Below are 25,228 nucleotides of genomic sequence, written 5' to 3'. Positions count from 1 at the left end.
GTCGGAGATGAGCGGACTGACCACCGAGCAGGCCAAAGCCCTGTTTGAGCGCTTCCGGGAACTGATAGACAGCCACGCTGCCGAGCTGACCGAGCTGGACGCCGCTATCGGGGACGCCGACCACGGCAGCGGGATGCAGCGCGGGGCACAGGCCGCTGCCGAAGCCATCGCCAGCGCCGACACCCCGGCAGCCGTCTTCAAAGCCGCTGCCATGAGCTTTATCTCCAAGGTGGGTGGGGCCAGTGGGCCGCTGTACGGCACGGCTTTTTTGCGGGCAGCGGGCGTGCAGCCCCAGGCTGCCGAGTGGAGTGCCGAAGATCTGCGGGCCGCCCTTCACGCTGGTTACGATGGACTGAAGCAGCGCGGCGGCGCGGAGCCGGGCGACAAGACCATGCTTGACGCCTGGCAACCCGCCCTGGACGCCCTGGACAGCGGCGGCGACCTCCAGGCTGCCGCTCAAGCCGCAGCGCAGGGCCGGAACGCCACAGCAGACCTGATCGCACGCAAAGGCCGGGCCAGCTATTTGGGTGAGCGCGCACGCGGCCATATCGACCCAGGCGCGGCCAGCAGCGCCCTGCTGTTTCAGGCGCTGGCCGAATCAGCAGGAGGCCCGGCATGACCGTGCATCTGGTCATCGTGTCGCACAGTGCCCAGATTGCCGAGGGTGTGTGCGAACTGGCCGGGCAGATGGGCGGCGGGGGCGTGCGCCTGATAGCCGCGGGCGGCACCGAGGAAGGCGAGCTGGGCACCTCGGCACCGCGCATTCACGCTGCCCTGGAAGACGCGTTGCAGGTGCCGGACGACGCGGCCCTGATTCTGCTGGACCTGGGCAGCGCCGCCATGAACGCCGCTCTGGCGCTGGAACTGCTTTCCCCCGAGCAGCGCACGCGGGCGCAGATTGCCCAGGCCCCCCTTGTGGAAGGTGCGGTGCTGGCCGCCGTGAGCGCTGCGGGCGGGGCCGACCTCGCTGCGGCTGCCGCTGAAGCCGCCACAGGGCGCGACATGCCCAAAGTCCTCTAGGCTTCCTCTAAGCCCTTCTCCAGCACGGCTCAGCGGCCTTCAGACGTCTGGCGCGGCCATGTGTTCCAGCAAGGCCAGGGCGGTCGGTTCGTCCACGATCAGGCGCTTCATCAGCCCGCCGCGCAGGGCCGCATGAAGCGCGGGCACCTTGCCCCGCCCGCTGACCACGCACACCGACTGCGGGTGGGCCGCCAGCAACGACAGGTCCGGCCCACTGGCCCGCGCGTTGATGGGCAGCCCCTCCCAGGACCCGTCAGCACGGAAAAAAACGGTGGCAATATCACCCACCACGCCCAACCGGTCCAACTCAGCTTGGTCGTCCCCATCCAGCGACCCGGCGGTATACACATGACTGGGCCGCTCGGCTGCCGGGCTGCCCACCGAGTACAGCAGCAGGTCAGCGCGGGCCTGCAAGTCCAGCACCTGCCGCACCGAGCGCTCTTGCCACATCATTTCCTTGGTGTGGGGGTCGTCAAAGAAGGTGGGCACTGGAAAAAGGTGAGCGCGTCCGCCGTAATTGCGGGCAAAGCGGGTCACCGTATCGGTCACGAAGCCGCTGACCAGTTCCTGAATGTTGGCGCTGCCGTTGAGCTGCACAAAGTCCAGTCCGCTCAGCCTGCGCGGGGTCAGCGCATGTGAGACGGCGTCCACCGTGTTGCCCCAGGCCAGGCCCACCGTCATGCCGGGACGCAGCAGGCTGTCGAGCAGGGCGGCGGTGGCCTGCGCCACGCGGGGCAGCCAGTCGTCTTCGGCGCTGCCTGGCGGCACTGGAGCCACCTGCACCTGCACCCCCGGAAAGTGCTCCTGCAACTGCCCTGCCAGCGACTGCGGGTGCGCGGCAGGATCGTGAATACGGATTTCGACCAGTCCACTTTCGCGGGCAAACGACAGCAGGCGGCTCACCTTGGGGCGTGACAGGCCCAGCTCAGCGGCAATCTCGCCCGTGGTCAGCCCCTGGTGGTAATACAGCCGGGCCACCTGAACGGCCAGGGCAGTCTGTGTAGAGGCAATCATGGCCTTTCAGCATAGAGGCTCCTTCCCCGCTCAGTCCCCTTCTTGGGGCAGCTGCCCGGTGGCGAAGCGCCGCAAAGGACGTTTGCCCCGCGAAAATTGAACATCTGCTCACGAAAGCTTGACAACTGTTCAGGACTCCTTCACGATACAGGCACCGAGAAATCAATCCGAGCCGGAGTACGCTGAGGGCATAGGGCTGGCAGCTGCCGCAGGCCGGGAAGGAGAACTATGAAATTTACGCTGATGCAGGAATGTATCGCCGAGTTCCTGGGCACCATGGTCCTGATCCTGTTTGGGGTCGGTGTGGTGGCGATGGTGGTGCTGTTCGCCAACCCTGAGCTGCCTGGCGCTGTGGTCAACGGGGGCTATACCAACATCACTTTGGGCTGGGGCTTTGCCGTGCTGATGGGCATTTTCGTGTCGGGCACCATCAGCGGGGCGCACCTGAACCCCGCCGTGACCGTGGGCCTGGCGGCCACTGGGCGCTTTCCCTGGTCCAAAGTGCTGCCCTACTCGCTGGCGCAGCTGCTGGGGGCTTTCGTGGGCGCGGCCATCGTGTACGCCGTGTACCACGCACAGTGGGCTGTGGCTGATCCCACGCTCTCCAATACGGCGGGCGTCTTTGCGACTTTCCCGGCGCACCCTGGCTTCTGGCCCGGCTTCGTGGATCAGGTGGTGGGCACCGCCCTGCTGATGGGCCTGATCCTGGCCATCGGCGACAAGCTGAACAACAAAGACGGGGCTTCCTGGGGGCCGCTGGCTGTGGCGATGGTCGTGATGGCCATCGGCATGAGCTTCGGTGCCATGAACGGCTACGCCATCAACCCCGCCCGCGACCTGGGACCGCGCCTGTTTGCGGCGGTGGCCGGCTTCCAGAACAACGGCTTTGAAGACCTGAGCATCTGGACCATCCCCATCCTGGGACCATTGGTCGGCAGTGTGCTGGGTGCCTTTATCTACGACTGGGGCATTGGCCGCCCGCTGGCGCAGGCCAACATGGCCGACACCCGCGCGCAGCAGGGCGCGGACCCCAGCCCCAACGCTGGCCCCCAGTAGGTCTTTTCCCGGCTTTCCAGCCCGCAAGGAGCTTTTTCATGACCAACCAGAACAAGTACATCCTGGCACTTGACCAGGGCACCACCTCCAGCCGCGCCATCGTCTTTAACCGCCAGGGCCACATCATGGCCGTCGCCCAGCGCGAGTTCGAGCAGCACTTTCCGCAGTCCGGCTGGGTCGAGCACGACGCCGAAGAGATCTGGAGCACCCAAAGCGGCGTGGCCCAAGAAGCCGTCACCCGCGCTGGCCTGCGCGCCAGCAACATTGCAGCCATCGGGATTACCAATCAGCGCGAAACCACCGTGGTCTGGGACCGGACAACCGGACAGCCGATTTACCGGGCCATCGTGTGGCAAGACCGCCGCACCGCCGAACTGTGTGACCGCCTGCGCGCCGAAGGCAAAGACGCGGTCATTCGCGAGAAAACCGGCCTGCTGCTGGATGCCTATTTCAGCGGCACCAAAGTCAAGTGGATTCTGGACAACGTGCCCGGTGCCCGTGAAGCAGCTGAGGCAGGTACGCTGGCCTTCGGCACGGTAGATTCCTGGCTGATTTACAACCTCACCGCAGGTGAGCTGCACATCACCGACGCGTCCAACGCCAGCCGCACGCTGCTGTACAACATCCATACCGGCGACTGGGACGACGAACTGCTCGCGCTGCTGGGCGTGCCGCGCTCCATGCTGCCCGAAGTCCGCAACTCCAGCGAGGTGTACGGCGAAACCGCCGAAGGGCTGTTCGGGAGCCGTATCCCGATTGCGGGCATCGCGGGGGACCAGCAGGCGGCCACCTTCGGTCAGGCCTGCTTGGAACGTGGCATGGCGAAAAACACCTACGGCACCGGCTGCTTCATGCTGATGAACACCGAGGGCGAAGCGGTGCCCAGCCAGAACCAGCTGCTCACCACGGTGGGCTGGCAGTTGGGCGGCGAGCGCACCTACGCGCTGGAAGGCAGCGTCTTTATCGGCGGGGCCGTGGTGCAGTGGCTGCGTGACGGCCTGGGCATCATCCGCTCCAGCGAAGAAGTCGAGCAGCTGGCCGCCAGCGTGCCCGGTACCGGCGGCGTGTATCTGGTCCCGGCTTTTACCGGTCTGGGCGCACCCTACTGGGACCCGTACGCACGCGGCACCCTGGTGGGCCTGACCCGTGGCACTGGTGGGGCACACATTGCCCGCGCCGCGCTCGAAGCGGTGGCTTTTCAGTCGGCGGAACTGCTTGAAGCCATGCAGAGCGACTCGGGACTGGAACTCAAGGAACTGCGTGTGGACGGCGGAGCCAGCCGCAACAACCTGATGATGCAGTTCCAGGCCGACCTGCTGGGCGTGCCGGTGGTGCGGCCCAAAATCACTGAAACCACTGCCCTGGGCGCGGCTTACCTGGCAGGCCTGGCCGTGGACTACTGGGACAGCACTGACGCCATTGAGCAGGGCTGGGCCGTGGACAAAGTGTTCGAGCCGCAAATGTCGGCGGACGAGCGCCAGTCGCGTATGGCCGAGTGGCGGCGCGCGGTGGAGCGCAGCCGGGGCTGGGTCCAGACCGAAGCCTAAGCGGCCTCACCTCGGCGCAGGAAGCGGAGCGGCCAGCAGGTGGCCCCGCTTCCTTTCTTTTTTTGGAGCCTACCCCTGCGCAGAGACTTTCGCACACCGGGACTTTTTCACACTGACCCAGCCCCCATGAGGTGAGGCACACGGCAAAGTGAAGCGGAATGCCTTTGAAAAGATGTTCATCATGTGCGAACATATGTTCAAACCTCTCCATATCTCTCTTTCTCGAAAGGACGTTCCGATATGACCCCTGATATGAGCCAGCGACTTTCCGACCCCCGCACCCTTCAACTCCAGGCGGCGACCCAGCCCCGCGAGTGGGACTTCATCGTGGTGGGCGGCGGCGCTTCGGGCCTGGGCACAGCGGTCGAAGCCGCCACCCGTGGCCACTCGGTGCTGCTGCTTGAAGGCCACGACTACGCCAAGGGCACCTCCAGCCGCTCCACCAAGCTGGTACACGGCGGCGTGCGTTACCTCGCTCAGGGCAACGTGAGCCTGGTGCGCGAGGCCCTGCACGAGCGCGGGCTGCTGCGCAAAAATGCCCCGCACCTGGTCCGTGACCTGGAATTCGTGGTGCCCGGCTACACCTGGTGGTCTGCGCCCTTTTACGGCATCGGCCTGAAAATGTACGACCTGCTGGCCGGCAAACTGAATCTGGGCAGCTCGCGCTACCTCGATCAGAAGGCCGCGCTACACCGCATTCCCACCTTGCAGGAAGAGGGCCTGACCGGCGGCATCCTGTACTTTGACGGCCAGTTCGACGACGCCCGGCTGGCGATCACGCTGCTGCGCACGTTGGAAGATTTCGGCGGCACGGCGCTGAACCACGCTCCTGTGACTGGTCTGCTCAAGGACGGAAGCCGGGTCAGTGGTGTGCGTTTCCGTGACGACGAAACCGGCCAGGAGTACGAAGCCCGCGCCAAAGTCGTGGTGAACGCCACCGGCGTGTGGGTGGACGATGTCCGCCGGATGGAAGACCCTGCGATCAAAGCCATGCTTTCGCCGAGCCAGGGCGTGCATGTGGTGGTGGATAAGAAGTTCCTGCCGGGCAACAGCGCCATCATGATTCCCCGCACCGACGATGGGCGGGTGCTGTTTGCGGTGCCGTGGCATGACCATGTGGTGATCGGCACCACTGATACCGCCGTGCCCGACACGTCCTTTGAGCCGCGCCCGCTGCCCGAAGAAATCGACTTTATTCTTCGGACAGCTGGCCGGTACATGAGCCCAGCGCCTACCCGTGACGATGTAAAGAGCGTGTATGTGGGCCTGCGCCCGCTGGTGAGGCCCGCCGACGCCAGCGACACCAAAGCCATCAGCCGCGACCACACGGTGGTGATCTCCGACGGTGGTCTGGTCACGCTAACCGGCGGCAAGTGGACCACCTACCGCCGCATGGGCGAAGACACCGTGAACAAGGCTGAAAAGGTGGCGGGCCTGCCGGGCCGCGTCAGCACCACCCAGGCCCTGCACCTGCACGGCTGGAGCGACGAGGAGCAGCCGGATCACTGGAAGGTGTACGGCACCGACGCGTGGCGCATCCAGGCGCTTCCCGGCGCTGACCGACAGCTGCACCCGGCTCTCCCCTACACCGAGGCCGAAGTGCGCTGGGCCGCCCGCACCGAAAGTGCCCGCACTGTAGAAGACGTGCTGGCCCGCCGCCTGCGTGCGCAACTGCTGGATGCCCGCGCCAGCATGGAGGCGGCCCCCCGCGTGGCCGCAGTGCTGGCCGAGGAGCTGGGACGCGACGAAGCCTGGCAGCGCCAGCAGGTGCAGGAGTACCGCGAGGTGACTGCAGGTTACCTGCTCCCCGCACAGGCCTAGAGGTCATCTAATAAGGGGCGAGGAGGCGTGGATATACCATCACGCCTCCTCACCCTACTTGCATATACTGCGGCATCCATACGATGGACAGCGTTGGCTGAGCAGGGAGGTGAATGACATCCAATCAGTGAGATTTCTCCTATTTATTGTTACCTGTGCCTTCATTGGGTGGGCCTTCGGCGTATGGGGCAACATGACAACCCAGACCGCCACTATAAAAGATATGGCGATAGCGTTGAAATATCCTCAGGGAGTTTATCTTAGAAACACCTATCCCATTTATCTAAGTTATACAAACGTAGGCGATGAGGTGATACAGAGAGCAGATGTATTTGACTGTCCTTATATCTCAACGTTTTCTGATTCGACTACCGGCAAAGACGTGACGTCACCCAATGCCGCACACTACGGCTGCACAACCGAATTTAAAGCCGCCCAGCCGCTCAAGCCTGGAGAGACCTACAAAGGAACGGTGCTTGTAATTGTCTCCGGCCTCAGAGGAAAGTATTACCTTAGCGCGGAGCAGGTCAATTCACTGGTTCATTCAATAGAACCCAGGCCTCTGGAAACATCGACTCAAGATTTTGCCGAATCAAAACCGCCGACCATTTTCAATAGGATAGAATTTTCCGTCAACTGATAATTCCCCGGATTTATCAGCATAAAGCCATGTGTTCAACTCAACTGGCTACTGAATAGACGCCTGCACTCATGAGTAAACATTCAGCACAAGCAGCCAGCAAGACATCAAAAGCGCCCCCGCCATCACCGGCTGGGGACGCTTCACAGTAGAGGCAGTCTTTACAGCCCGGCGCACTGGCCGGTGCGATTGCCCTTCACTTCGTTGTTCTGGCCGCTCACGCCCGCGTTGCCTTCGCAGCGGAGGTTGCCGCCCACCCGGTTGCCCGATACGTCCACATTGCCCTGCTGAGCACTGAATTCCAGGTTGCCATCCACCGCCGCGTCAGTCACGCGGGCGGTCTGGCCAGCCTTAAGTGACACGCTCCCCTTGACCCGGCCACCCTCGATCACCAGGTCGTAGACTTCTTCGCCCTGTACGCTGCCGCCGACCTGCGTGGCCGAGAGGGTGATCGCCGAGCCGCGCTCTAGCACCACGCTGCCGTCCACCGCGCTCTCGAACAGTTGGCAGTTGGCCCCGGTGGGCACCACCACGTTGCCACTGACCGACTGGTGGGCCAGCCGCGCCGTGCAGGTGAGGTTCCCTTCTACCCGCTCGGTCTTGGGGGCGGGAGGTGGGGCCACTTCCGGCTCGGCCAGGGGTGCAGCGGCCACCGCTTCAGCTGGCCCAGTGGCCTGGGCCTCCTGAGAAGGCTCAGCTCCAGGTGCCGCCGGTATCGGCGCGGCTTCCACCTGAGGCTGCGAGGTCGCCTGAGGCTCCGGCTGCGGCGCACAGGCGGCCAGAGTCAGCAAAGCGGCAAGGAACAGAGCAGTCGTTCTCAACATCCACCTCCCAGCCTAAAGCATTTTTGCCCCACCAGATGGGCAAGACCTGGCCGCGCTCCACCGCACGGCACCCAGTCCTCTCCCAGCCGCGTCACATGTTGCGGCGGTACTGGCCGCCCACCTCAAACAGCGCGTTCGTAATTTGGCCCAGCGAGCACACCCGCACCGCGTCCATCAGCACGGCGAACACGTTCTCGCCTTCCAGCACGGCCTGTTGGAGTCGCTCCAGCATGGCGGGAGCCTCAGCAGAGTGCTGGGCCTGGAAAGCTTGCAGGCGGGCCAGTGCAGCCTGCTTCTCCTCTTCGGTGCCGCGTGCCAGCTCCAGCTCGGGGGCCTCGGCGGGGTTGGGGTTCAGGAACGTGTTCACCCCGATGATGGGCAGGGTGCCGTCATGCTTGCGGTGCTCGTACAGCATGGATTCTTCCTGAATGCGCCCGCGCTGGTAGCCGGTTTCCATCGCCCCCAGCACGCCGCCGCGCTCGGAGAGGCGCTCGAATTCGGCCAGCACCGCTTCTTCGACCATGTCAGTAAGCTGCTCAAAGAAGAAGCTGCCCTGGTTGGGGTTCTGGTTCTTGGCGGCGCCCCACTCGCGGTTGATGATCAACTGAATCGCCAGTGCCCGGCGCACGCTCTCGGGACTGGGGGTCGTAATCGCTTCGTCGTAGGCGTTGGTGTGCAGCGAGTTGGTGTTGTCGTAGATGGCAATCAGCGCCTGCAAGGTGGTGCGGATATCGTTAAAGTCCATCTCCTGCGCGTGCAGCGAGCGGCCCGAGGTCTGAATGTGGTATTTCAGCTTCTGGCTGCGCTCGGCGGCCCCGTACTTCTCGCGCATCGCCACGGCCCAGATGCGGCGCGCCACGCGGCCCATCACCGAGTATTCCGGGTCCATGCCGTTGGAAAAGAAGAAACTGAGGTTGGGCGCAAAATCATCAATCGCCATGCCACGCGCCAGGTAGCTTTCCACGTAGGTAAAGCCGTTGGCGAGCGTAAAAGCCAGCTGCGTAATCGGGTTGGCCCCGGCCTCCGCGATGTGATACCCGCTGATGCTGACCGAGTAGAAGTTGCGGACCTCGTTGTGAACGAAGTATTCCTGGATGTCACCCATCACCTTGAGACTGAATTCGGTGCTAAAAATACAGGTGTTCTGGCCCTGGTCTTCCTTGAGAATGTCGGCCTGTACGGTGCCGCGCACCTGCCGCAGCGTCTCGGCCCGCAGTTCGGCGCGCTCCTGCTCGGTAGGCTCACGGCCCTCGCGCTCGGCAAACTTGGTGGCGTCCTTTTCAATTGCCACATTCAGATACATCGCCAGGATGGTGGGGGCGGGGCCGTTGATGGTCATGCTGACCGAAGTGCTGGGATCGCTCAGATCAAAGCCGTCAAACAGCACCCGCATGTCGTCTAGGGTGGCGATGCTCACGCCGCTGGTGCCCACCTTGCCGTAGATGTCGGGGCGGAGGTCGGGGTCCTGGCCGTACAGCGTGACCGAATCGAAGGCGGTGCTCAGCCGCTTGGCCGGCATGCCTTCGGAAATCAGCCGGAAGCGGCGGTTGGTGCGGGCCGCGTCGCCCTCGCCCGCGAACATCCGGGTGGGGTCTTCGCCCTCGCGCTTGAACGGAAACACGCCCGCCGTAAAGGGGAAGCGGCCCGGCAGGTTTTCCGAGCGCAGGAAGCGCAGCAGGTCGCCGTGGTCCGACAGGCGCGGCAAGGCCACTTTGGGAATGTGCAGCCCGCTCAGGCTGACGGTGGTCAGCTCGGTGCGAATCTCGCGCCCGCGCACCTGGGTCACCATCTCGTCGCCCGCGTAGTTGTCCTGGGTCTGGGGCCAGCCGCCCAGCAACTCACGGCTCTCTGCACTCAGCCGCCCCTCGCGCTCGGCAATCTGAGAGCCGAGGTCCGCGCCGCTCAGCTCCTGGGCGTGGCGGAGGTCCTGTACCTCGCGGGCCAGGGTCGCCTGGGCCTCGGTATCGGCGTGGTAGCCGCGCACCGTCTCGGCGATCTCGGCCAGGTAGCGGGCGCGGCTGGCCGGGACAATCTCGTGGGTGCGGGTGCTGGCCTTGCCGTCCGGGCGGGTCAGCTTGCCTTCGGGCCAGCTGTGGCCGCGCTCCGCCAGCGCCTCCTTGACGCCGAAATAAAGCGCGGTCACACCATCATCGTTGAACAGGCTGGCCTGCGTGCCGTACACCGGCATGTCAGCGGGCATTCGGTCCCAGGCTTCGCGGTTGCGCTGCAACTGCTTGCCCACGTCCCGCACGGCGTCCTGCGCGCCCCGGCGGTCAAACTTGTTGATGGCGACCAGGTCGGCAAAGTCGAGCATGTCAATCTTTTCCAGCTGGCTGGCCGCGCCGAATTCCGGCGTCATCACATACAGGCTGAGGTCCACATGCGGCGTGATGGCCGCGTCGCCCTGCCCGATGCCCGACGTCTCCACGATAATCAGGTCAAAGCCAGCCACTTTGCAGGCCGCAATCACGTCCGGCAGCGCGGCGCTGATCTCGCTGCCCGCTTCACGGGTCGCCAGTGAGCGCATATAGACCTGCGGCGTGTCAATGGCGTTCATGCGGATGCGGTCACCCAGCAGCGCCCCACCCGAGCGGCGGCGCGACGGGTCAATAGAGATGACCGCCACCCGCTTGCTGTCATGCTGGTCCAGCCGAATGCGCGAAATCAGCTCGTCGGTCAGGCTGGACTTGCCCGCGCCCCCGGTGCCGGTGATGCCCAGCACGGGCGTGTGGATGCTGGCCGCCTGGGTCAGCAGATGCCCGCGCTCCTCGGCGGGCAGGGTGCCGTCTTCCAGCGCGGAGATAAAGCGGGCCAGTTCACGGACACCGCCCTGCTCCAGAGCCTCCAGCGGTGGGGTCGGCGGGCGCTGTGCAGCGGCGGCGCGGCGCATCACATCCTCAATCATGCCCACCAGGCCCAGGCGCTGGCCGTCTTCCGGCGAGTAGATGATCACGCCTGCCTCCTGCAACTCACGGATTTCTGCGGGCACAATCACGCCGCCGCCCCCGCCAAATACCTGAATGTGCTCCGCACCGCGCTCCTCCAGCAGCTGACGCATGTACCGGAAATACTCCACATGTCCGCCCTGATAGCTGCTGACGGCAATGCCGTGGGCGTCCTCCTGAATGGCCGTGTTCACGACTTCATCCACGCTGCGGTTGTGGGCCAGGTGAATCACTTCCGCGCCCTGGGCCTGCAAAATCCGCCGCATGATGTTGATGCTGGCGTCGTGTCCATCGAACAGGCTGGCCGCCGTTACAAAGCGCAGGCGGCCATGTGCGGGCCGGGGACTGGTGGAAGCAGGGTCGGGCTGGCGGTCAAGTGTGGTCATGTCATCTCCTTGTGGCCGGAAGGGAGAGAACCGCGCAAATACAGCGCTGCGGCGGCCAGCTTCCGGGAAAACTGAGTTGTGGGTTGTCTCAGAGGATACCCCAGCCGGCAGGAAGCCGAAGTAGCTCCTGGATTTTCTGCCCCTATGTCGGCAAATCGCGGCCCCAGTTTCAGCTGGGTACGCCCCTGACCGGCACATGGTTTTGCCGGGGAAGCAGTGCCCCCAGCGAGCAGAGCAGCACAAGGAGCACCCCAACGATGCGGTAGTCGTAATGCGATCCCTGCACTGGATACAGCGAGTAGGTCACGTTGATCATCGTGTGATAGATGACAGCACTGGGCACACCGCCATTGGTCCGGTCGTACAGCAGGGTCATCAAGACCCGGTGAGCCACCGTGCCAACCGCAGTCCAGAACATCAAGGCTGGACCATGCCCCATCATCAGGAAGGGAAGGGCATGCCACAACCACCACACTGCGCCCAGCAGCAACCCGGCCCCAAGGAGACCATAACGCTGCCGCAACGGCTCCAGGGCGTAGCCGGTCCAGCCCACTTCTTCTGCGGCGGCAGCCAGCACATACACGGCGATATAGAAAATCACTGCCGGCCAGATGGGTTCTGCAGGTGGTAAGGTCTGGCCCAGCTTACGCTGAAGCATGAAGGCAACCAACGTCACCAACGGCATGATCCGAATGCCACCAGAAGCCAGCCTTTGTGCTGTACGCGCTTTGCATCGAACGTGCGTGACAGAAGGCGGCGCACACCAGTCTGCCCTTCGCTGCGCCAGGTCAGCAGGCCCGCAGCAAAGAGCGGAGCCACGACCATCAGCGCACTGATCGGGAACTGAACTGGCATCCAACGCTTCAGCTCAGGGGCCAGCCAGCCCAGCAGATAAAACGGCACTGACAGCAGCGCCACCCACCCAAAAAACTGGAATGGACGGCGCTCTGGCGGAAGGCCAGCGACCACTCGCTTCACCGGAATCCCCCCCTTGGCATAGGGTCAGTCTAGGCCGAATGCACAGCAGCAAAAGCCCCCTCAGAAGCCTCAGCAGGCTCGAGAGGGGGACCGGGAAAATCGGCAGAGGCAGGCTTTTAATTCTCCCCTTCAGCCTGCTCCGGTTCCACCTGCGCTGCCGGCTTGCCCGCTTCCGGGCGCAGCAGTGGGAAAAGCAGCACGTCGCGAATAGAGTCGGAGTCGGTCAGCAGCATGGCCAGGCGGTCCATGCCCATGCCCATGCCCGCGGTGGGCGGCATGCCGTATTCCAGCGCCAGCAGGAAGTCCTCGTCCTGCTGGTGGGCTTCGTCATCGCCGGCCTCGCGGCGGGCCGTCTGCGCCTCAAAGCGGGCGCGCTGGTCCAGGGCGTCGTTCAGCTCGGAGTAGATGGGGGCCAGCTCAAAGCCGCCCACAAACAGGTCGGCCCGCTCGCTCAGGCCAGGGCGCTCCCGGTGCTTCTTAACCAGCGGGCTGATCACCAGCGGCATGTTGACCAGGAAGGTCGGGTCCTGCAACTCCGGCTCGATGTACTCGCCGCTCAGCTTGTCCAGCAGCTTGTAGGAGGGGACTTTCCGCAGTTCGGGGTGCCGCTCGTCGGCCCAGGCCCGCAGCTGCTCCAGGTCCAACGGGTCAAAATCCAGACCCGCTTTTTCCCGCAGCGCCGTCACAAAATCCAGGCGCTTGAAGGGCAGGCTGAAGTCCAAGTCGCGGCCCTGATAGGTGATTTTCTCGCTGCCGCCGGTCACTTCCTTGACTAGCCCGTTGAGCATCTGCTCCACCAGCGCCATCATGTCCTCGTAGTCGCCATACGCGAAGTAGGCTTCCAGCATGGTGAATTCGGGGTTGTGGGTGCGGTCAATGCCCTCGTTGCGGTAGTTGCGGCCAATCTCGTAGACCCGCTCGAAACCGCCCACCAGCAGCCGCTTGAGGTACAGCTCCAGGCTGATACGCAGGCTGAACTCATGGCCCAGCGCCTTGTGATGGGTGGTAAAAGGCGTGGCCTCAGTGCCGCCGGGCACCACCTGCAAGGTCGGGCCTTCCACTTCCATAAAGCCCTGACTGTCCAGAAAATTGCGAATGTAGCGAATCGCCTGACTGCGGGTACGGAAGGCGCTGCGGCGCTCCGGATTCACGATCAGGTCGAGGTAGCGGCGGCGGGCACGCAATTCTTCGTCCTGCAAGCCGCCCTTTTTGGTGGGGAGCGGGTGCAGGCTCTTGACCAGCGGTTGCCACTCGGTCACGTGCAGGGTCAGCTGCCCGGTCTTGGTCACGAAGGGATAGCCCCTGACACCGATGATGTCCCCTAAGTCAATCTTTTTGGTGGCGGCAAAGCTTTCCAGATCACTCTTGGAGAAAAAGACTTGCAGGCTACCCCACTCGTCTTGCAGCTCAGCAAAAGCGGCCTTGCCCATGTGACGCAGCAGGGTGATCCGCCCGGCCAGCGAGTAGCTTTCCTCCCGCCACTCCTGGCCCGGCTCCCACTTGCCTTCTGCGTTCTGGGCGGGGTGCGCGGCCAGCACGTCGCGGCTGTGGTGGCTCTGGTCGTAGCTGTAGGGATGTGATTCAAACCCCGCTTCCACCTGGGCGGCGAGGTTATTCAGGCGGCTGACCGTCTGCTCGTGGAGCTGGCTGTAGTCGGGGGCGCTGGATTCGGGGGTGCTGGTTTGTGGAGCGGGCTGCTGGCCTTCATCTGACATGGCTAGAAGTCTAAAGGATATGGCCGCCAGAAAAGGGCCAAGCAAAAAGGATTCAGGACAGAGGAAAGGGCAGAAGGCGGGGAAACTGGTTCCACACCTTCTGCCCTTTCCTCTGAGCGGCAGCCACCAGGGGCTAGCCTATCACTGCGCCGCACCCTACTTGCAAAAAAAGTTAGTAGCTGACGGCCTTCACTTTGTACTTGACCTGCTTGCCGCCTTCCAGATTCACCACGAAAGCCTCGCCTTCGCGCCGGCCCATCAGTTCGCGGCCCACTGGGCTGTCATCGCTGATGCGGGGGGTCTTGTCGCCTCCGCGCACGCTGGCTTCCGCCGCACTGACCACTTTGACAGTCATTTCCTTTTTGGCGGTTTCGTTGCTCAGGATGACGGTGGCTCCCAGGTTGACGGCTCCATCTTCGCTGGCACCTTCAATCACCGTGGCGCGGGCCAGGGTGTCTTCCAGCTCCTCAATGCGGGCTTCCACCTGGCGCTTTTCACGCTTGGCGTCTTCCAGGCCGGTGTCTTCGGAGTCGGTGGAGTTCTCCATCTGCTCCTGCACGATGCGGGTGGCCTCGGTCAGCCGCTCCTGTTCCTGGGCAAGCGCTTTTTCCAGTCGCTCGTAGCCTTCTTTGGTCAGCTTGATCTGCTTGGTGTTGGTCACGCGGTTTCTCCTTTTTTGCCGTGGGGCAAAGTCCTTCTCCGCCAGTGGAGTCAGCTCAGTTCTGGCACCTGCCCAGCGCAGTCTCTGGTCTAAGGGTGCAGGCTGGAGCCCGGACACGCACGAACGGGGGCAGAGATGGACAAGATGGGCTGCATTTTGTCACAGGCCCCGTCCTTTCACAATCTGGGCTGCGGGCGGTGTCCGGGCCAGTCTCAGTCTCTCAGCAGGTGGCGGCTGATCACCACGCGCTGGATTTCGTTGGTGCCCTCGTAAATCTGGTTCAGCTTAACGTCGCGCAGCAGCTTTTCTACTGGGTATTCGCCCACGTAGCCGTAGCCGCCGTGAATCTGAATGGCCTCATTGGCAGCGTCAAAAGCCATATCCGAGCAGTACGCTTTGGCGATGGCCGACTCGTAGCCGTGCGGCAGGCCCTGGTCCACCAGCCAAGCAGCCTTGAGATACATCAGGCGGCCCGTTTCAATGCCTACCGCCATGTCGGCCATCTTGAATTGCAGGGCCTGAAAGCTGGAAATGGGCTTGCCGAACGCCTCGCGCTCCTTGGAGTATTTGACCGACTCATCCAAAGCGCGGCGGGCGACCCCCACTGAACCAGCAGCCACGGGAATGCGGGTCTTGTCGAGCGTCTTCATAGCAATCTTGAAGCCGTCGCCCAGGCCGCCCAGCTGGTTCTCTTTGGGCACACGCACGTTTTCGAACACCAGCTCAGAGGTGAGCGAGGCGCGCTGGCCCATCTTGTGCTTGATCTTGTTGTACGAAAAGCCCGGCGCGTCCTTGGGCACCACCAACGCCACCGTTGCCTTGTGTCCGCCGCCACGCTCGGTGGTGGCAAAGACCACCGTGATTTCGGCTTCGCCCCCGTTGGAAATCCACATCTTGGTGCCGTTGATCACCCACTCGTCACCGTCCAGCACGGCGGTGGTGTGCATCCCAGCCGCATCGGAGCCGTTGTTGGGTTCCGACAGCGCAAAAGCAGCCAGGGCGGGCTTCTCGACCAGCGGGCCCAGGAAGCGCTTTTGCTGCTCCTCGGTGCCGCCCACCAGAATCGGCGTGATGCCCAGCTCGGACGCCATCAGGATGGTAAAGATGCCCATGCAGCCATACGCCAGCTCCTCACCAATCAGGCACTCGTCCACCATGCCCAGACCCAGGCCACCGGCATGCTCAGGCACAGTGACATTCAGCAGACCGACCTCATGGGCTTTTTCGACCACTTGCCAGGGCAGCTCCTCACGGCGGTCATATTCTTCGGCCACAGGCATGATTTCTTTGCGGGCAAAGTCACGCGCCAGCTGTTGCAGCTGCTTTTGTTCATCGGTCAGCGAAAAATCAATCATGGACACCTCTGCTGGAAGGGCGGGAAGCCAGGCCGGGCCAGCACCCCGGCAGGCCGGAACAACAACGAATCCGCCGGTCAAGGGCGGATAGATTTTGGACTGGGTCTAAAATACCCGAATTTCTGGTGCCCACAAGGTAGCACAGCGGCCAAAGTCGGGCGGCCCGGCCCACACCGCTGCCCCAGCATTTAGGCCAAGCGCCAAACCCCCGCTTTGAGGTGTGTGGCCCCCGGAAAATCGGCGCCTGGACCCAGCGGCTTCACTGGGCCAGCGGTGCGGCGTCCAGCCCCTTCCACCCCCTGCGCGACCTGCCGCCCGAAGGCCCGCTCGCTCAGGCCCGCATGATTGGTCATCGCCAGCAGTTGCCCGCCTGGGGCCAGCAAAGCTGCGGCTGCCTGTGCCAGTGCCGCGTAATCTTTTTCGGCGCGCCAGGTCTGCCGCCCGCGCCTTGCAAAGCTGGGCGGGTCCAGAATCAGCAGGTCAAAGCGGTCACCGCGTCGGTGCAGCCGCCGCAGCCAATCGAACACGTCGCCGTAGAGAAAGTCCCCGTCCGGGGCATCCAGGCCGCTCAGGGCGTAGTTCTCCTGTCCCCAGGCCAGCACCCGGCGCGACAGGTCCACGTTCTTGACACTGAGTGCCCCTCCCAGAGCCGCGCTCAGGCCAAAGCCGCAGGTATAGGCGAAGGTGTTCAGCACCCGCAGGCCCGCCGCATGTGCCTGCACCCACTCACGCATGGGCCGGGCATCCGCAAACAGGCCCACACTGAGGTCCCCCCCAGGCCGAAACAGAAACGGCACGCCGCGCTCGGTGGCGGTCAGCTGCGGCACTGGCTGGCCCCATACTGGCTCCTGCGGGGCCAGCCAGTCGCGCTCGGTATTGGCCCGGTGACTGGCCACTTCAGGTCGGCGCTTGAGATAGAGCGTCTCTAGCCTCAAAGCGTCCAGCGGAGGGCGCACCGCCTCTAGCAGCGCCGCTTCCTGCGCCGCGCTCAGCTCGCGGTACAGGCTGAGTACGCCTACCGCGCCGATTCGGTCCAGGCTACACAGCCCGCCGGTCTCGGTGGTATGCAGCAAGCGGTAAAAGGTCGTGTCCTGGGCGGCCACCCCGGCCCGCACAGCAGCGGCGCGGTGGAGCCTGGCAGCCCAGTCGGTGTGCGGCGAAGTCATGGGCTCAATCTTACCTGGCCCCCTCTCCAGCCAGGCCCAACAAAAACCCCCGCCATCCGGCGGGGAGCTACGGCTTCCGTCTACAGCTGACGGCCTGGCCGCTGGTTTAGGGTCGCCCACCCAGCAGATACCAGACCAGCGCCGTCGCCAGCCCGGTTATCACCCAGAACCGCTGCGTTACCTGGGTCTCAGGCCAGCCGCTCAGCTCAAAATGATGCTGAATAGGCGACATCTTGAAGACGCGGGTGCCACGGGTCTTGAACGAAATCACCTGAATCACCACGCTCAGCACGGCAGCTACCGGAATGATGGCCGCAATCGGCAGCAGCCAGACATCGCCGTAGAGGATGTACGCCCCCGCCGCAATCGCCCCGATGGCGTGCGAGCCCATGTCGCCCATAAACACTTTGGCAGGATGCACGTTGAACCACAGGAACCCCAGCAAGGCAGCGACCAGCAACGCACTGACCGGCGACACGGCCACAAAAGGCAGCAGCACAATGATGGCGACCCCGGCCAGCAGGCCGTCCAGCCCATCGGTAAAGTTGAAGGCGTTGACTGCCCCGACCATCACGAAGGTGTACAGCAGCACGTCTCCTATCAGCCCCAGCGAAGGCACCAGCTCATGGCTGGCATAGGGAGCCGCCAGATAGGAAAAAATCAGGGCCATCAGGATTTGCAGTGGGAACTTCTCGCGGGCCAGCAGCTCTTTTTTTCCGCTGCCCTTCATGCGCGACTGAATCTTGAACCAATCGTCCAGACCGCCTATCAGGCCCATACCCAGGGCAGCCAGCACCAGCAGGGCTTCACGCATGTCACCGCCCTGGCCGGTCAGGAACAGCACCAGCCACACCAGCAGCGTGACCAGCGTAAAGACCACGCCGCCAGCGGTGGGCGTCCCTTCCTTGGCTAGGTGACTCTGGGGACCGTCGGCACGAATCGGCTGACCCCAGCCGCGCTTTTTGGACTGCTGAATAAACAGCCCAGTCAGGAACCAAGACAGCAGGGCGGCAATCAGCATAGGTACTCCTGCGGGGTGCAGCCGGGAACTGGACAGAGTGAATCCAACATTGCTCTCTATTGTAATGGACTGGGACGAATGCCCGCTTCGGCCAGGGCCAAGCCTTGAGGGCTCCTCTGTCTGGCCCACGTCACCGCACCAAGAGCCCATCTTTTCCATAAACTAGACGCGCTAGACGGGTTCGGCAGACAGGCGGCCCATCAGTTCGCGGGCCAGCAGTGGCCCCAGCAGGTAGCCCTTACTGCCCAGACCGCTCAGTTCCCACTCGCTGGGGGCCACCGGCCCGGCACGCAGTCCACTCAGGCGGGTGCCGCTCCAACGGCCCGTCACGTCCAGCCCGGCCAGGGGCCGCAGCCGCTGCCCCTTGTCCAGCAGCCAGTCCAGCGACGAAAGCGGGAACTGCGGGGGCTGCCATTCAGCCGCAGGGCGCTCGAAGGTGGCCCCCAGCACGCCACCCTGCGCCGCCGGGGCCAGGTAAGCCCCAAAGCTGAGCGGGCGCGGCCCCGGCGACCCGGCCAGAGTCAGCAGCGTGCCTGCGCGGTGACTCTGGCTGGCCGCTCCCTGCCCCTGCGTCCGCTGCCCAGCCCCCAAACTGCCCCCGCACCACACCACCCGGTCAGCGAACAGCGCCCGGCCACCCACCAGCTGGGCACCTTCGCGACTGACCTGCTGCACTTCAGCAGCCACCAGAGCGGCACCAGAAGCAGCCAGCAGCCCCCGGCACAGAGCAGCGCCATCTAGCCAGCCACCCTGCGGCAGATACAGCGCCGCATGCCAACCGGGCCTCAGTTCTCTGGCCTGCTCGGGCGTCCACCACTCATGCGGCAGGTCACCCAGATGGCGCTGAAAGCGGGACTGGACAGCAGCGTCAGGGACTGGCCGCAGCACCCCAGTTTGACCGTGCGGAATGTCGTGCCCCTGCGCCGTCAGGCCCTGTACCAGCGCCCAGGTCAGGGCCAGGCCTTCGGAGGCGCGGGGCGGCACCTTGCCGGATTGCCCACGCACCGGATTGAGGAGCGCCGAAGGAACGTGGCTCGCCGTGGCCCGTCCTGCGTCTACCACCGTGACCTGCCAGCCCGCCTGCGCCGCCCAGTAGGCCACCGAAGCGCCAGCGATCCCGCCGCCTACCACCAGCAGGTGGCCCATCACGGCCTGTCCACAGGCTTCTCTGCCCGCAGGAATTCACGTTTTCCGGGCGGACCGGGACGTTTTTCCACGTCAAGCCCAGCTGCCACCAGGGCGCGGCGTACCCGTCCAGCCGCCGAATAGGTTGCCAGCACACCCCCTGGGGCCAACGCCCCGGCAACCCGCAGCAGAAACTCATCCGACCACAGTTCAGGGTTGGCTTCCGGGGAAAATCCGTCCAGATAGACGGTAGTGGCCCAGCCTTGTGGCAGCTCGGCGCTCAGCACGTCTAGGCAGCGGACCCGCAAGCGCTGTTCCTGCACCCCGATGGTCAGCTCTCCGCCCACCGGCGGGGGCCAGGCCAGCATCAGTTCCTGCCAGACAGGGTGATTGGCTCCGGCTCCATTGCCACTCGCGCCGCCTGAAAGCTGCACCAGCACTTCGGCAGGCACCGGGTCGTACTCGTAGGCCAGGTAGTCCAGGGGACGCCTGTCACACACGACCAGGGTGCTCCGCAGGTTCTGGCCCACCCCAAATCCAATCTCCAGCACGCGTGCACGTCGCTGAACTGCCACGCCTGTGCCTCCAACAAACACGTGCCGCGCCTGGGTTTCAGCGCCATGCGCCGAGCCGTAAGTCTGCCCGAAGCGGTGACTGCGCAGCGTCAGTGAACCGTCGGCTGTGGGCTGCAAGTCGGCAGTGCCCAGCTCGTGGGCCATAGGCCGCTCAGAAGACATGGGGCCATGATAGGCGGCAGACGGGACGCCTACAACAAAAGGCTCCGCAGGCAGGGCCTGGGAGCCTGTAGGGCAAACGCCAACTTAGCGCAGTCCGCCTTCCAGTTCGCTGCGGTTGGCCACCAGATTCTGGGGGTCTTCAATGTCCAGCACTTCACGGCGCAGCGTCACGGTCTGCTGCACCGCTTCAGATACAGCACGCTTCTCAAAGGACACTTCACTGAGAGGCACCAGCTCCTTTTGGATGCTTGCCCGCTCCGTGGTCAGCTCAACTTGATAGGTTTGGCCCGGTTGCAATTCCTGATCGCCCATGCGCACGCGGCCAGCGCCCTCATTCACCACGATCTCCAGGTATTCCGAACGCAGGGTCACCGGCACCATCTCCTCGCGCTCGGTCACCACCTTGCGGACGGTGACTACGCCACGCGACTCACGGACCACGTCCACGCGGGCACGCTCCTCATACAGCACCAGTCGGTCACTCTGACCAGCCAGCAGCCCTGCCGCTTCAGTGCGCAGGTCACGCTCTATATCCAGAGTGCCCTGGTCCCCTACCGCCTCCAGATGCCGTTCACCGGGTTTTAGATTGTCGGTCATGTCTTCTCCTTCCTGAATCGAATTCGAACCGAGTCCGAATCAAGCGACGAAAAAAGGCGGGTTAGACCCGCCCTTTCTCGGCTGAAATTGCTTAAGAACGGTGCTTAGGAACGGCGGTCCAGATCGCTGTCAACATCGATCTGGCCGTCGCGGTTCACGTCCAGCACTTCGCGGCCCACGGTCTCGGTCACGGTCTGGGTTTCGGTCACGGCACGCTTGCCGATTTCGATTTCTTCGGTGACGAAGGTTTCCTTGCCAATGTTGGCGCGCTCGGCTTCCAGGTCCACTTGCATGGTCTGGTGGCCTTCACCCAGGCGGGCGTCAACGGCGCGGCCATCGGCCACTTCGTGACGGGTGATCACCACTTCTTCACGCTGTAGGGGAACTTCAACTTGCTCCTGACGGGTTTCCACGTGCTTGCCGATGCTGACGGTGCCAGCCTTGAAGCGCTCTTTGTTGACAGTCAGGCGCTCTTCGAGCAGTTGCAGACGGTCAGGGGTGGCGTAAGCCTGCTGACGGTACTGGGCTTCGTCCATGTTGCCGCGCAGCACGCGCTCGTCCTGCACGAACTGGTCTTCGGTGTAGGTTTCGCCGTAGCGGTACTCCTGCATGCTGCCCACTTGGTCTTTGGTCAGGCTGTCGAAGTACACGCCACTGTCGTCGATGCGGGCGTGGCCCACGGGCACCAGCACTTCCTTGCTGCTGAACCAGCCGCCAGCGTCCACGATCAGGAAACGGATACCGCCGGTGTTGGCCACGACCAGCGCATCACGCACGCTGCCGATCTTCTCGCCGCCGGCGCCGTAAGCGGTAGCGCCGATGGGGTTGAAGACATCGCTGTCGTTGAAGAAAGTCATTTGCTCATCGCGGCTCAGGTCGGACAAACGCACCAGCTGGTCATTAATCATAGTCATAAGAAGTACCTCCAGATACTTGAAGTCGTGACGGGAAAACTCGCGGGCAAGTGTGATTCCCGCTCCGTTACGCTGAGTAGTCTGCCTCACCTGCCTGGGAGCTTGTTGAGTGAAAACTGTAGATTTATTCAAGGGCGGGTTTACAGAACCTGTATTTATGAATTTGCCTTTAGGCACACTGAAATCCCGCATAGCGCACACACACCTAATCACAGGTCGCGGGCACTCACTGGAGCGGACCACTTGCTCCGTCCAGCACAGTCCAGTGCTCCGCCTCCGAGGCTTCCAGTTGCTGGGTCATCCGCACATCTTGCAAGAGATGCAGGCGTAAGGCTTCCGGGAGCCAGGGCAGACAACCGGGCCGCAGCCGCGCTGGATCAGCCCATTGCACGGCGTCGGTCTTGTCGAGGGGGTGGACTCCTTTGCAGCCTATCCGCGCAGACAGCCGGGCATGAAAGAAGAAGGATGCTCCCCGAACACGCGAATCATCCTCCTCTGATACTCAGTTGAAGAAGCAGGTGCCCAAACCTCGAAGCTCCGTCGGCTCCAGCTTCAGGCCGACTTCCTCCAGCACTTCGCGGGCAGCCACGTCGCGCGGGTCTTCACCTGGCTGCATGGGTCCACCTGGGAGATTCCACAGTCCATCGGCCACGCGGGCACCGCAGCACCGAGCCGGCAGCACCAGCCCTGAGCGTCCTGCACAGTGGTGCAAACAAGCAGCAGAGGCGAAGTCATGGCGCACCGTAGCGCGTGTCCAACTCTCAGGACCGGACTTGGTCAAGTGCCGTAGCTCAGGAACCGGTTTGCTATGCTCATGCGGAACGTCGCAGGGGTGCCTGCCTGGTCCGCACAGAGGCCGGCAGGCTGAGAGACACCCTTTGAACCTGAACTGGGTCGTGCCAGCGGAGGAAGCGATGCGGCCACCGGCCCAGGCCCTACCCGCACTGCTCCTGCGCTACAGACCGGAGGAGCATGCCACATGAATCTAAACTCTGCCCTGAAGCCCGCTTTGACCCTGACCGCACTCCTGAGCCTGAGCGCCTGCACTGCGCCCAAACCGCAGACGGAGACTCAGCCACAGAATCAGCAGGCACAGAGCGGGCAGGCCTCAGCCGCACAAGTAAGCAGTGCGGCGGGGACGGCTAGCGCCAGCTCAGCCACACCCGCCAGCAACACCGACAAAATCGGCGGCACCCTGAAAGTCATCACGCACGATTCCTTTGCGCTGAGTGAGGGACTGCTGGAAGGATTCGAGAAGACCACCGGGGTCAACGTCGAACTGATCAAAGCTGGGGACGCTGGGCAGATGCTGAGCCGCCTGATTCTGACCAAGCAAGCTCCGCTGGCCGACGTGGTCTATGGCCTGGACAATTCCATGCTGCCCCGTGCCCGCGCCGAAGACCTGCTGCTGCCCTACCGCAGCCCCGCCCTGAGCGGCGTACCGGCAGACTACCGCCTGGATGAAAGTGGCCTGCTCAACACCGTGGACTACGGCGTGGTCGCCCTGAACTATGACCGCGCAGCCTGGGCCAAGACCGGCCTGCCACTGCCCCAAACCCTGGACGAACTGAAGGGCAAAGACTATGCCAGCCGCCTGGTGGTGCCCTCACCGGCCACGTCCTCGCCGGGGCTGGCTTTCCTGCTGGCCACCGTAAACGAGCTGGGCGAGCAGGGGGCCTGGGCCTGGTGGAACGAAGCCGAGCAAAACGGCATGAAAATCGTGGGCGGCTGGAGTGACGCTTACAACACCGAATTTACGCGCTCAGGCGGACAGTATCCGCTGGTGCTGAGCTACGGCTCCAGCCCCGCCGCCGAGGTGTTCTACGCCGAGGGCTACGACCCCGCCAAACTGCCCAGCGAAGCGCCGACGGGCAACCTCTTTATTCCGGGAACGTCTTACTTGCAACTTGAGGGCGTGGGCATCCTGAAAAGCACTGGCAACGAAGCTGCCGCGCGGGCCTTTTTGGACTGGATGCTGAGCCCCGAGGTGCAGCGGGATATTCCCACCAACATGTGGGTGTACCCCGCCGCTGCAGAGACGCCGCTAGACCCGGTCTTTGCCCTGGCCGAAACCACCGAGCTGGCACCCGTTGGGGCTGAGCTGACGGAGAACCCGCAGGCACTGATAGATGCCTGGGTGGAGAACGTTCAGCGGAAGTGAGGCGAACTGCTCCCGCCGGCTGGCTGGTCGCCCTGCCTTCACTCGCCTTTCTGGCGCTGCTGCTGGCCCTGCCGCTGGGGCGTACCCTGCTGGCCGGCGGCATTCAGCTGGACGTGTGGACGCAGCCCTACTTTCAGGGGCGGCTGGCCTGGACGTTGACCCAGGCTGGGCTGACCGCTGCGCTGGCTGCTGCGCTGGGCGTGCCGCTCGCCTATCTGCTGTCACGTTACCGGCTGCCTGGGGGTCAACTTCTGCTGCGGCTGTTGCTACTGCCCTTCGTGACGCCAGTCCTGGTGGCGGTGCTGGGCCTCAATGCCCTGCTGGGACCGCAAGGCTGGCTGAATGGGGCACTCCCCTTTCAAGTCAGTGATGGGCCACTGCTGATTCTGCTGGGCAACCTCTTTTTCAATCTGCCGGTAATGATTCGGCTCAGCCACGGCGGCTTTTCGCGGGTCTCACCTTCGCTGCTGGGAGCGGCCCGCACGCTGGGGGCCTCCGGCTGGCGCTCGGCGCTGAGCGTGGGCCTGCCGCTGGCGCTGCCAGGCATTGCAGCCGGAACCATTTTGACCTTCCTCTACTCGGCGCTCAGCTTCGGGCTACCGCTGATCCTGGGTGGGGCGCGGTACGCCACACTAGAAGTGGAAATCTATACCCTGACTGCCTACCAGCTGCGGCTGGGCGAGGCCAGCGCCCTGATTGTGGGCCAGTTGGCGCTGACACTGGCCGCGACCTGGGTGTATGTGAACCTGACCGGACGCGGGCAGGGCACCCCGGCCTACACGCTGCCACGTGCGGCTGGGGCACCGCTCTGGCTGGGCCTGGGCCTGATGGCGCTGGTCCTGACACTGTGTTTCGCGCCGCTGCTGGCCGTGGTGGCCCGCAGTGTGCTGGGCGCAGCGGGGCCGACCCTGAGCTACTGGCAAGCGGTTGTCAGTGACCCGCAGACCGGGCGCGAGCTGGGCAACACCCTGCGCTTTGGGCTATGGGCGCTGGCCGGGGCCACGCTGCTGGGTGGGCTGCACGCGCTGGGCGCTTATCTGGCCCGCTCACGGCTGCTGGACCTGCTGTCCATGCTGCCGCTGATGGTCTCGCCAGTGTCATTGGCGGTGGGCTACCTGCTGGCCTATCCGCGCCAGGCCGCGACCCTGCCCATGCTGGTGGCGGCCTATGTGCTGCTGGCCTACCCACTGGTCACACGCTCGCTGCTGCCAGCGCTGCGGGCACTGCCACCGCACACGCTAGAAGCCGCCCGCACCCTGGGGGCCAGTGGGGTACAGAGCTGGCGCACGGTCACACTGCCGCTGACCCTGCCTGCCCTGCGCGGCGGCATGGCCCTGTCACTGGCAACGGTGCTGGGCGAGTTCGGGGCCACGCTGGTCCTGACCCGCCCGGAATGGGCCACCCTCAGTGTGGGACTGTACGAGCGCCTGGGCCGCCCCGGCGAACGCAACCTGGGCGAAGCCTGCGCCCTGGCGACCATCCTGCTGGCCCTGGCCCTGCTGAGCTTCTGGCTGCTGGACGGCGGCGAGGGCGAAGTGACGTAAA

Annotated in this window: 24 protein-coding genes and 1 riboswitch; of the genes, 8 read left to right on the top strand and 16 right to left on the bottom strand. The window is 64.1% G+C overall.

Going from position 1 to position 25,228, the window contains the following annotated elements; translation table 11 throughout:
• The first annotated feature begins 7 nt into the window (after positions 1-7).
• Positions 8-619 (top strand): dihydroxyacetone kinase subunit DhaL, encoded by a 612-nt coding sequence (gene dhaL / locus IE158_RS03330; RefSeq protein WP_189642256.1) that lies wholly within the window; start codon positions 8-10, stop codon positions 617-619.
• Positions 616-1,020 (top strand): dihydroxyacetone kinase phosphoryl donor subunit DhaM, encoded by a 405-nt coding sequence (dhaM, locus tag IE158_RS03325; RefSeq protein WP_189642255.1) that lies wholly within the window; start codon positions 616-618, stop codon positions 1,018-1,020. Before dhaL ends, dhaM begins: the two co-directional genes overlap by 4 nt.
• Before the next feature lie 39 nt (positions 1,021-1,059).
• On the opposite strand, the gene IE158_RS03320 is transcribed toward dhaM, so the two are convergent.
• The gene (locus IE158_RS03320; protein ID WP_189642254.1) at positions 1,060-2,034 is read right to left on the bottom strand and encodes a sugar-binding transcriptional regulator; all 975 of its coding nucleotides are present in this window, start codon (positions 2,032-2,034) and stop codon (positions 1,060-1,062) included.
• A 228-nt stretch (positions 2,035-2,262) separates the two neighbouring features.
• Here IE158_RS03320 and IE158_RS03315 point away from each other — a divergent pair, with 228 nt between their 5' ends.
• From IE158_RS03315 to IE158_RS03300, 4 genes are all read left to right on the top strand, one after another.
• Entirely contained in the window at positions 2,263-3,090 is an 828-nt protein-coding gene (locus IE158_RS03315) for an MIP/aquaporin family protein (protein ID WP_189642253.1), read from the top strand.
• Between the two features lie 38 nt (positions 3,091-3,128).
• Positions 3,129-4,637, top strand: coding sequence for a glycerol kinase GlpK (gene glpK / locus IE158_RS03310; RefSeq protein ID WP_189642252.1), 1,509 nt, complete (start codon positions 3,129-3,131; stop codon positions 4,635-4,637).
• 240 nt (positions 4,638-4,877) lie between these two features.
• Positions 4,878-6,458 (top strand): glycerol-3-phosphate dehydrogenase/oxidase, encoded by a 1,581-nt coding sequence (locus tag IE158_RS03305; protein ID WP_373295818.1) that lies wholly within the window; start codon positions 4,878-4,880, stop codon positions 6,456-6,458.
• Positions 6,459-6,567: 109 nt separating this feature from the next.
• On the top strand, positions 6,568-7,098 hold the full coding sequence (locus IE158_RS03300; RefSeq protein WP_229838869.1) for a hypothetical protein: 531 nt from the start codon (positions 6,568-6,570) through the stop codon (positions 7,096-7,098).
• Between the two features lie 161 nt (positions 7,099-7,259).
• Here the strand turns inward: IE158_RS03300 and IE158_RS03295 are convergent, their stop codons facing one another.
• The 15 genes from IE158_RS03295 to IE158_RS03225 form a co-directional block, all read right to left on the bottom strand.
• On the bottom strand, positions 7,260-7,922 hold the full coding sequence (locus tag IE158_RS03295; RefSeq protein ID WP_189642250.1) for a hypothetical protein: 663 nt from the start codon (positions 7,920-7,922) through the stop codon (positions 7,260-7,262).
• A gap of 91 nt (positions 7,923-8,013) precedes the next feature.
• Positions 8,014-11,253, bottom strand: coding sequence for a fused isobutyryl-CoA mutase/GTPase IcmF (gene icmF, locus IE158_RS03290; RefSeq protein ID WP_189642249.1), 3,240 nt, complete (start codon positions 11,251-11,253; stop codon positions 8,014-8,016).
• Positions 11,254-11,422: 169 nt separating this feature from the next.
• Positions 11,423-11,929 (bottom strand): CPBP family intramembrane glutamic endopeptidase, encoded by a 507-nt coding sequence (locus IE158_RS03285; protein ID WP_189642248.1) that lies wholly within the window; start codon positions 11,927-11,929, stop codon positions 11,423-11,425.
• Positions 11,926-12,222, bottom strand: a complete 297-nt coding sequence (locus tag IE158_RS03280) for a hypothetical protein (protein ID WP_229838868.1) — start codon at positions 12,220-12,222, stop codon at positions 11,926-11,928. Before IE158_RS03280 ends, IE158_RS03285 begins: the two co-directional genes overlap by 4 nt.
• A gap of 125 nt (positions 12,223-12,347) precedes the next feature.
• Positions 12,348-13,946, bottom strand: coding sequence for a lysine--tRNA ligase (gene lysS / locus IE158_RS03275; protein WP_189642246.1), 1,599 nt, complete (start codon positions 13,944-13,946; stop codon positions 12,348-12,350).
• A gap of 172 nt (positions 13,947-14,118) precedes the next feature.
• On the bottom strand, positions 14,119-14,607 hold the full coding sequence (locus tag IE158_RS03270) for a GreA/GreB family elongation factor (RefSeq protein ID WP_189642245.1): 489 nt from the start codon (positions 14,605-14,607) through the stop codon (positions 14,119-14,121).
• Positions 14,608-14,819: 212 nt separating this feature from the next.
• Positions 14,820-15,962, bottom strand: a complete 1,143-nt coding sequence (locus IE158_RS03265) for an acyl-CoA dehydrogenase family protein (RefSeq protein ID WP_189642244.1) — start codon at positions 15,960-15,962, stop codon at positions 14,820-14,822.
• A gap of 188 nt (positions 15,963-16,150) precedes the next feature.
• Complete coding sequence (locus IE158_RS03260) at positions 16,151-17,128, bottom strand: class I SAM-dependent methyltransferase (protein WP_189642243.1); 978 nt, start codon at positions 17,126-17,128, stop codon at positions 16,151-16,153.
• 106 nt (positions 17,129-17,234) lie between these two features.
• Entirely contained in the window at positions 17,235-18,149 is a 915-nt protein-coding gene (locus tag IE158_RS03255) for a phospho-N-acetylmuramoyl-pentapeptide-transferase (protein WP_189642242.1), read from the bottom strand.
• A gap of 171 nt (positions 18,150-18,320) precedes the next feature.
• The gene (locus IE158_RS03250; protein ID WP_189642241.1) at positions 18,321-19,295 is read right to left on the bottom strand and encodes an NAD(P)/FAD-dependent oxidoreductase; all 975 of its coding nucleotides are present in this window, start codon (positions 19,293-19,295) and stop codon (positions 18,321-18,323) included.
• Entirely contained in the window at positions 19,295-20,011 is a 717-nt protein-coding gene (mnmC2, locus tag IE158_RS03245) for a tRNA (5-methylaminomethyl-2-thiouridine)(34)-methyltransferase MnmC2 (RefSeq protein WP_229838867.1), read from the bottom strand. Before mnmC2 ends, IE158_RS03250 begins: the two co-directional genes overlap by 1 nt.
• 84 nt (positions 20,012-20,095) lie before the next feature.
• Complete coding sequence (locus tag IE158_RS03240; protein WP_189642240.1) at positions 20,096-20,608, bottom strand: YsnF/AvaK domain-containing protein; 513 nt, start codon at positions 20,606-20,608, stop codon at positions 20,096-20,098.
• A gap of 104 nt (positions 20,609-20,712) precedes the next feature.
• Complete coding sequence (locus tag IE158_RS03235; RefSeq protein ID WP_229838866.1) at positions 20,713-21,522, bottom strand: PRC and DUF2382 domain-containing protein; 810 nt, start codon at positions 21,520-21,522, stop codon at positions 20,713-20,715.
• Positions 21,523-21,748: 226 nt separating this feature from the next.
• The gene (locus IE158_RS03230; RefSeq protein ID WP_189642239.1) at positions 21,749-21,913 is read right to left on the bottom strand and encodes a hypothetical protein; all 165 of its coding nucleotides are present in this window, start codon (positions 21,911-21,913) and stop codon (positions 21,749-21,751) included.
• A gap of 111 nt (positions 21,914-22,024) precedes the next feature.
• Positions 22,025-22,264 carry an NUDIX hydrolase gene (locus IE158_RS03225; RefSeq protein ID WP_373295821.1) on the bottom strand — a complete coding sequence of 80 codons (240 nt, stop codon included), beginning with the start codon at positions 22,262-22,264 and terminating at the stop codon, positions 22,025-22,027.
• A 76-nt stretch (positions 22,265-22,340) separates the two neighbouring features.
• Positions 22,341-22,450, top strand: a riboswitch (TPP riboswitch).
• A gap of 51 nt (positions 22,451-22,501) precedes the next feature.
• Here IE158_RS03225 and IE158_RS03220 point away from each other — a divergent pair.
• A complete protein-coding gene (locus IE158_RS03220; RefSeq protein ID WP_229838864.1) occupies positions 22,502-23,683 on the top strand; it encodes a thiamine ABC transporter substrate-binding protein in 1,182 nt (393 codons plus the stop codon).
• The gene (locus IE158_RS03215) at positions 23,680-25,227 is read left to right on the top strand and encodes an ABC transporter permease (protein WP_189642238.1); all 1,548 of its coding nucleotides are present in this window, start codon (positions 23,680-23,682) and stop codon (positions 25,225-25,227) included. The genes IE158_RS03220 and IE158_RS03215 overlap by 4 nt, the downstream gene beginning before the upstream one ends.
• Position 25,228 lies beyond the last annotated feature (1 nt).

This window comes from Deinococcus piscis, from assembly GCF_014653275.1.
In the GTDB taxonomy this organism is placed as follows: Bacteria; Deinococcota; Deinococci; order Deinococcales; family Deinococcaceae; genus Deinococcus; species Deinococcus piscis.
The sequence above is the reverse complement of the archived record's forward strand: the minus strand, read 5'-3'. Positions and strand labels throughout refer to the sequence as shown.

What these genes read in the sequence shown, in the direction of transcription:
- dhaL (WP_189642256.1), top strand. Translation starts at nt 8, where the DNA reads ATGAGCGGACTGACCACCGAGCAGGCCAAAGCCCTGTTTGAGCGCTTC.
- dhaM (WP_189642255.1), top strand. Translation starts at nt 616, where the DNA reads ATGACCGTGCATCTGGTCATCGTGTCGCACAGTGCCCAGATTGCCGAG.
- IE158_RS03320 (WP_189642254.1), bottom strand. Translation starts at nt 2,034, where the DNA reads ATGATTGCCTCTACACAGACTGCCCTGGCCGTTCAGGTGGCCCGGCTG.
- IE158_RS03315 (WP_189642253.1), top strand. Translation starts at nt 2,263, where the DNA reads ATGAAATTTACGCTGATGCAGGAATGTATCGCCGAGTTCCTGGGCACC.
- glpK (WP_189642252.1), top strand. Translation starts at nt 3,129, where the DNA reads ATGACCAACCAGAACAAGTACATCCTGGCACTTGACCAGGGCACCACC.
- IE158_RS03305 (WP_373295818.1), top strand. Translation starts at nt 4,878, where the DNA reads ATGACCCCTGATATGAGCCAGCGACTTTCCGACCCCCGCACCCTTCAA.
- IE158_RS03295 (WP_189642250.1), bottom strand. Translation starts at nt 7,922, where the DNA reads ATGTTGAGAACGACTGCTCTGTTCCTTGCCGCTTTGCTGACTCTGGCC.
- icmF (WP_189642249.1), bottom strand. Translation starts at nt 11,253, where the DNA reads ATGACCACACTTGACCGCCAGCCCGACCCTGCTTCCACCAGTCCCCGG.
- lysS (WP_189642246.1), bottom strand. Translation starts at nt 13,946, where the DNA reads ATGTCAGATGAAGGCCAGCAGCCCGCTCCACAAACCAGCACCCCCGAA.
- IE158_RS03265 (WP_189642244.1), bottom strand. Translation starts at nt 15,962, where the DNA reads ATGATTGATTTTTCGCTGACCGATGAACAAAAGCAGCTGCAACAGCTG.
- IE158_RS03260 (WP_189642243.1), bottom strand. Translation starts at nt 17,128, where the DNA reads ATGACTTCGCCGCACACCGACTGGGCTGCCAGGCTCCACCGCGCCGCT.
- IE158_RS03255 (WP_189642242.1), bottom strand. Translation starts at nt 18,149, where the DNA reads ATGCTGATTGCCGCCCTGCTGTCTTGGTTCCTGACTGGGCTGTTTATT.
- IE158_RS03250 (WP_189642241.1), bottom strand. Translation starts at nt 19,295, where the DNA reads ATGGGCCACCTGCTGGTGGTAGGCGGCGGGATCGCTGGCGCTTCGGTG.
- mnmC2 (WP_229838867.1), bottom strand. Translation starts at nt 20,011, where the DNA reads ATGTCTTCTGAGCGGCCTATGGCCCACGAGCTGGGCACTGCCGACTTG.
- IE158_RS03240 (WP_189642240.1), bottom strand. Translation starts at nt 20,608, where the DNA reads ATGACCGACAATCTAAAACCCGGTGAACGGCATCTGGAGGCGGTAGGG.
- IE158_RS03235 (WP_229838866.1), bottom strand. Translation starts at nt 21,522, where the DNA reads ATGACTATGATTAATGACCAGCTGGTGCGTTTGTCCGACCTGAGCCGC.
- IE158_RS03220 (WP_229838864.1), top strand. Translation starts at nt 22,502, where the DNA reads ATGAATCTAAACTCTGCCCTGAAGCCCGCTTTGACCCTGACCGCACTC.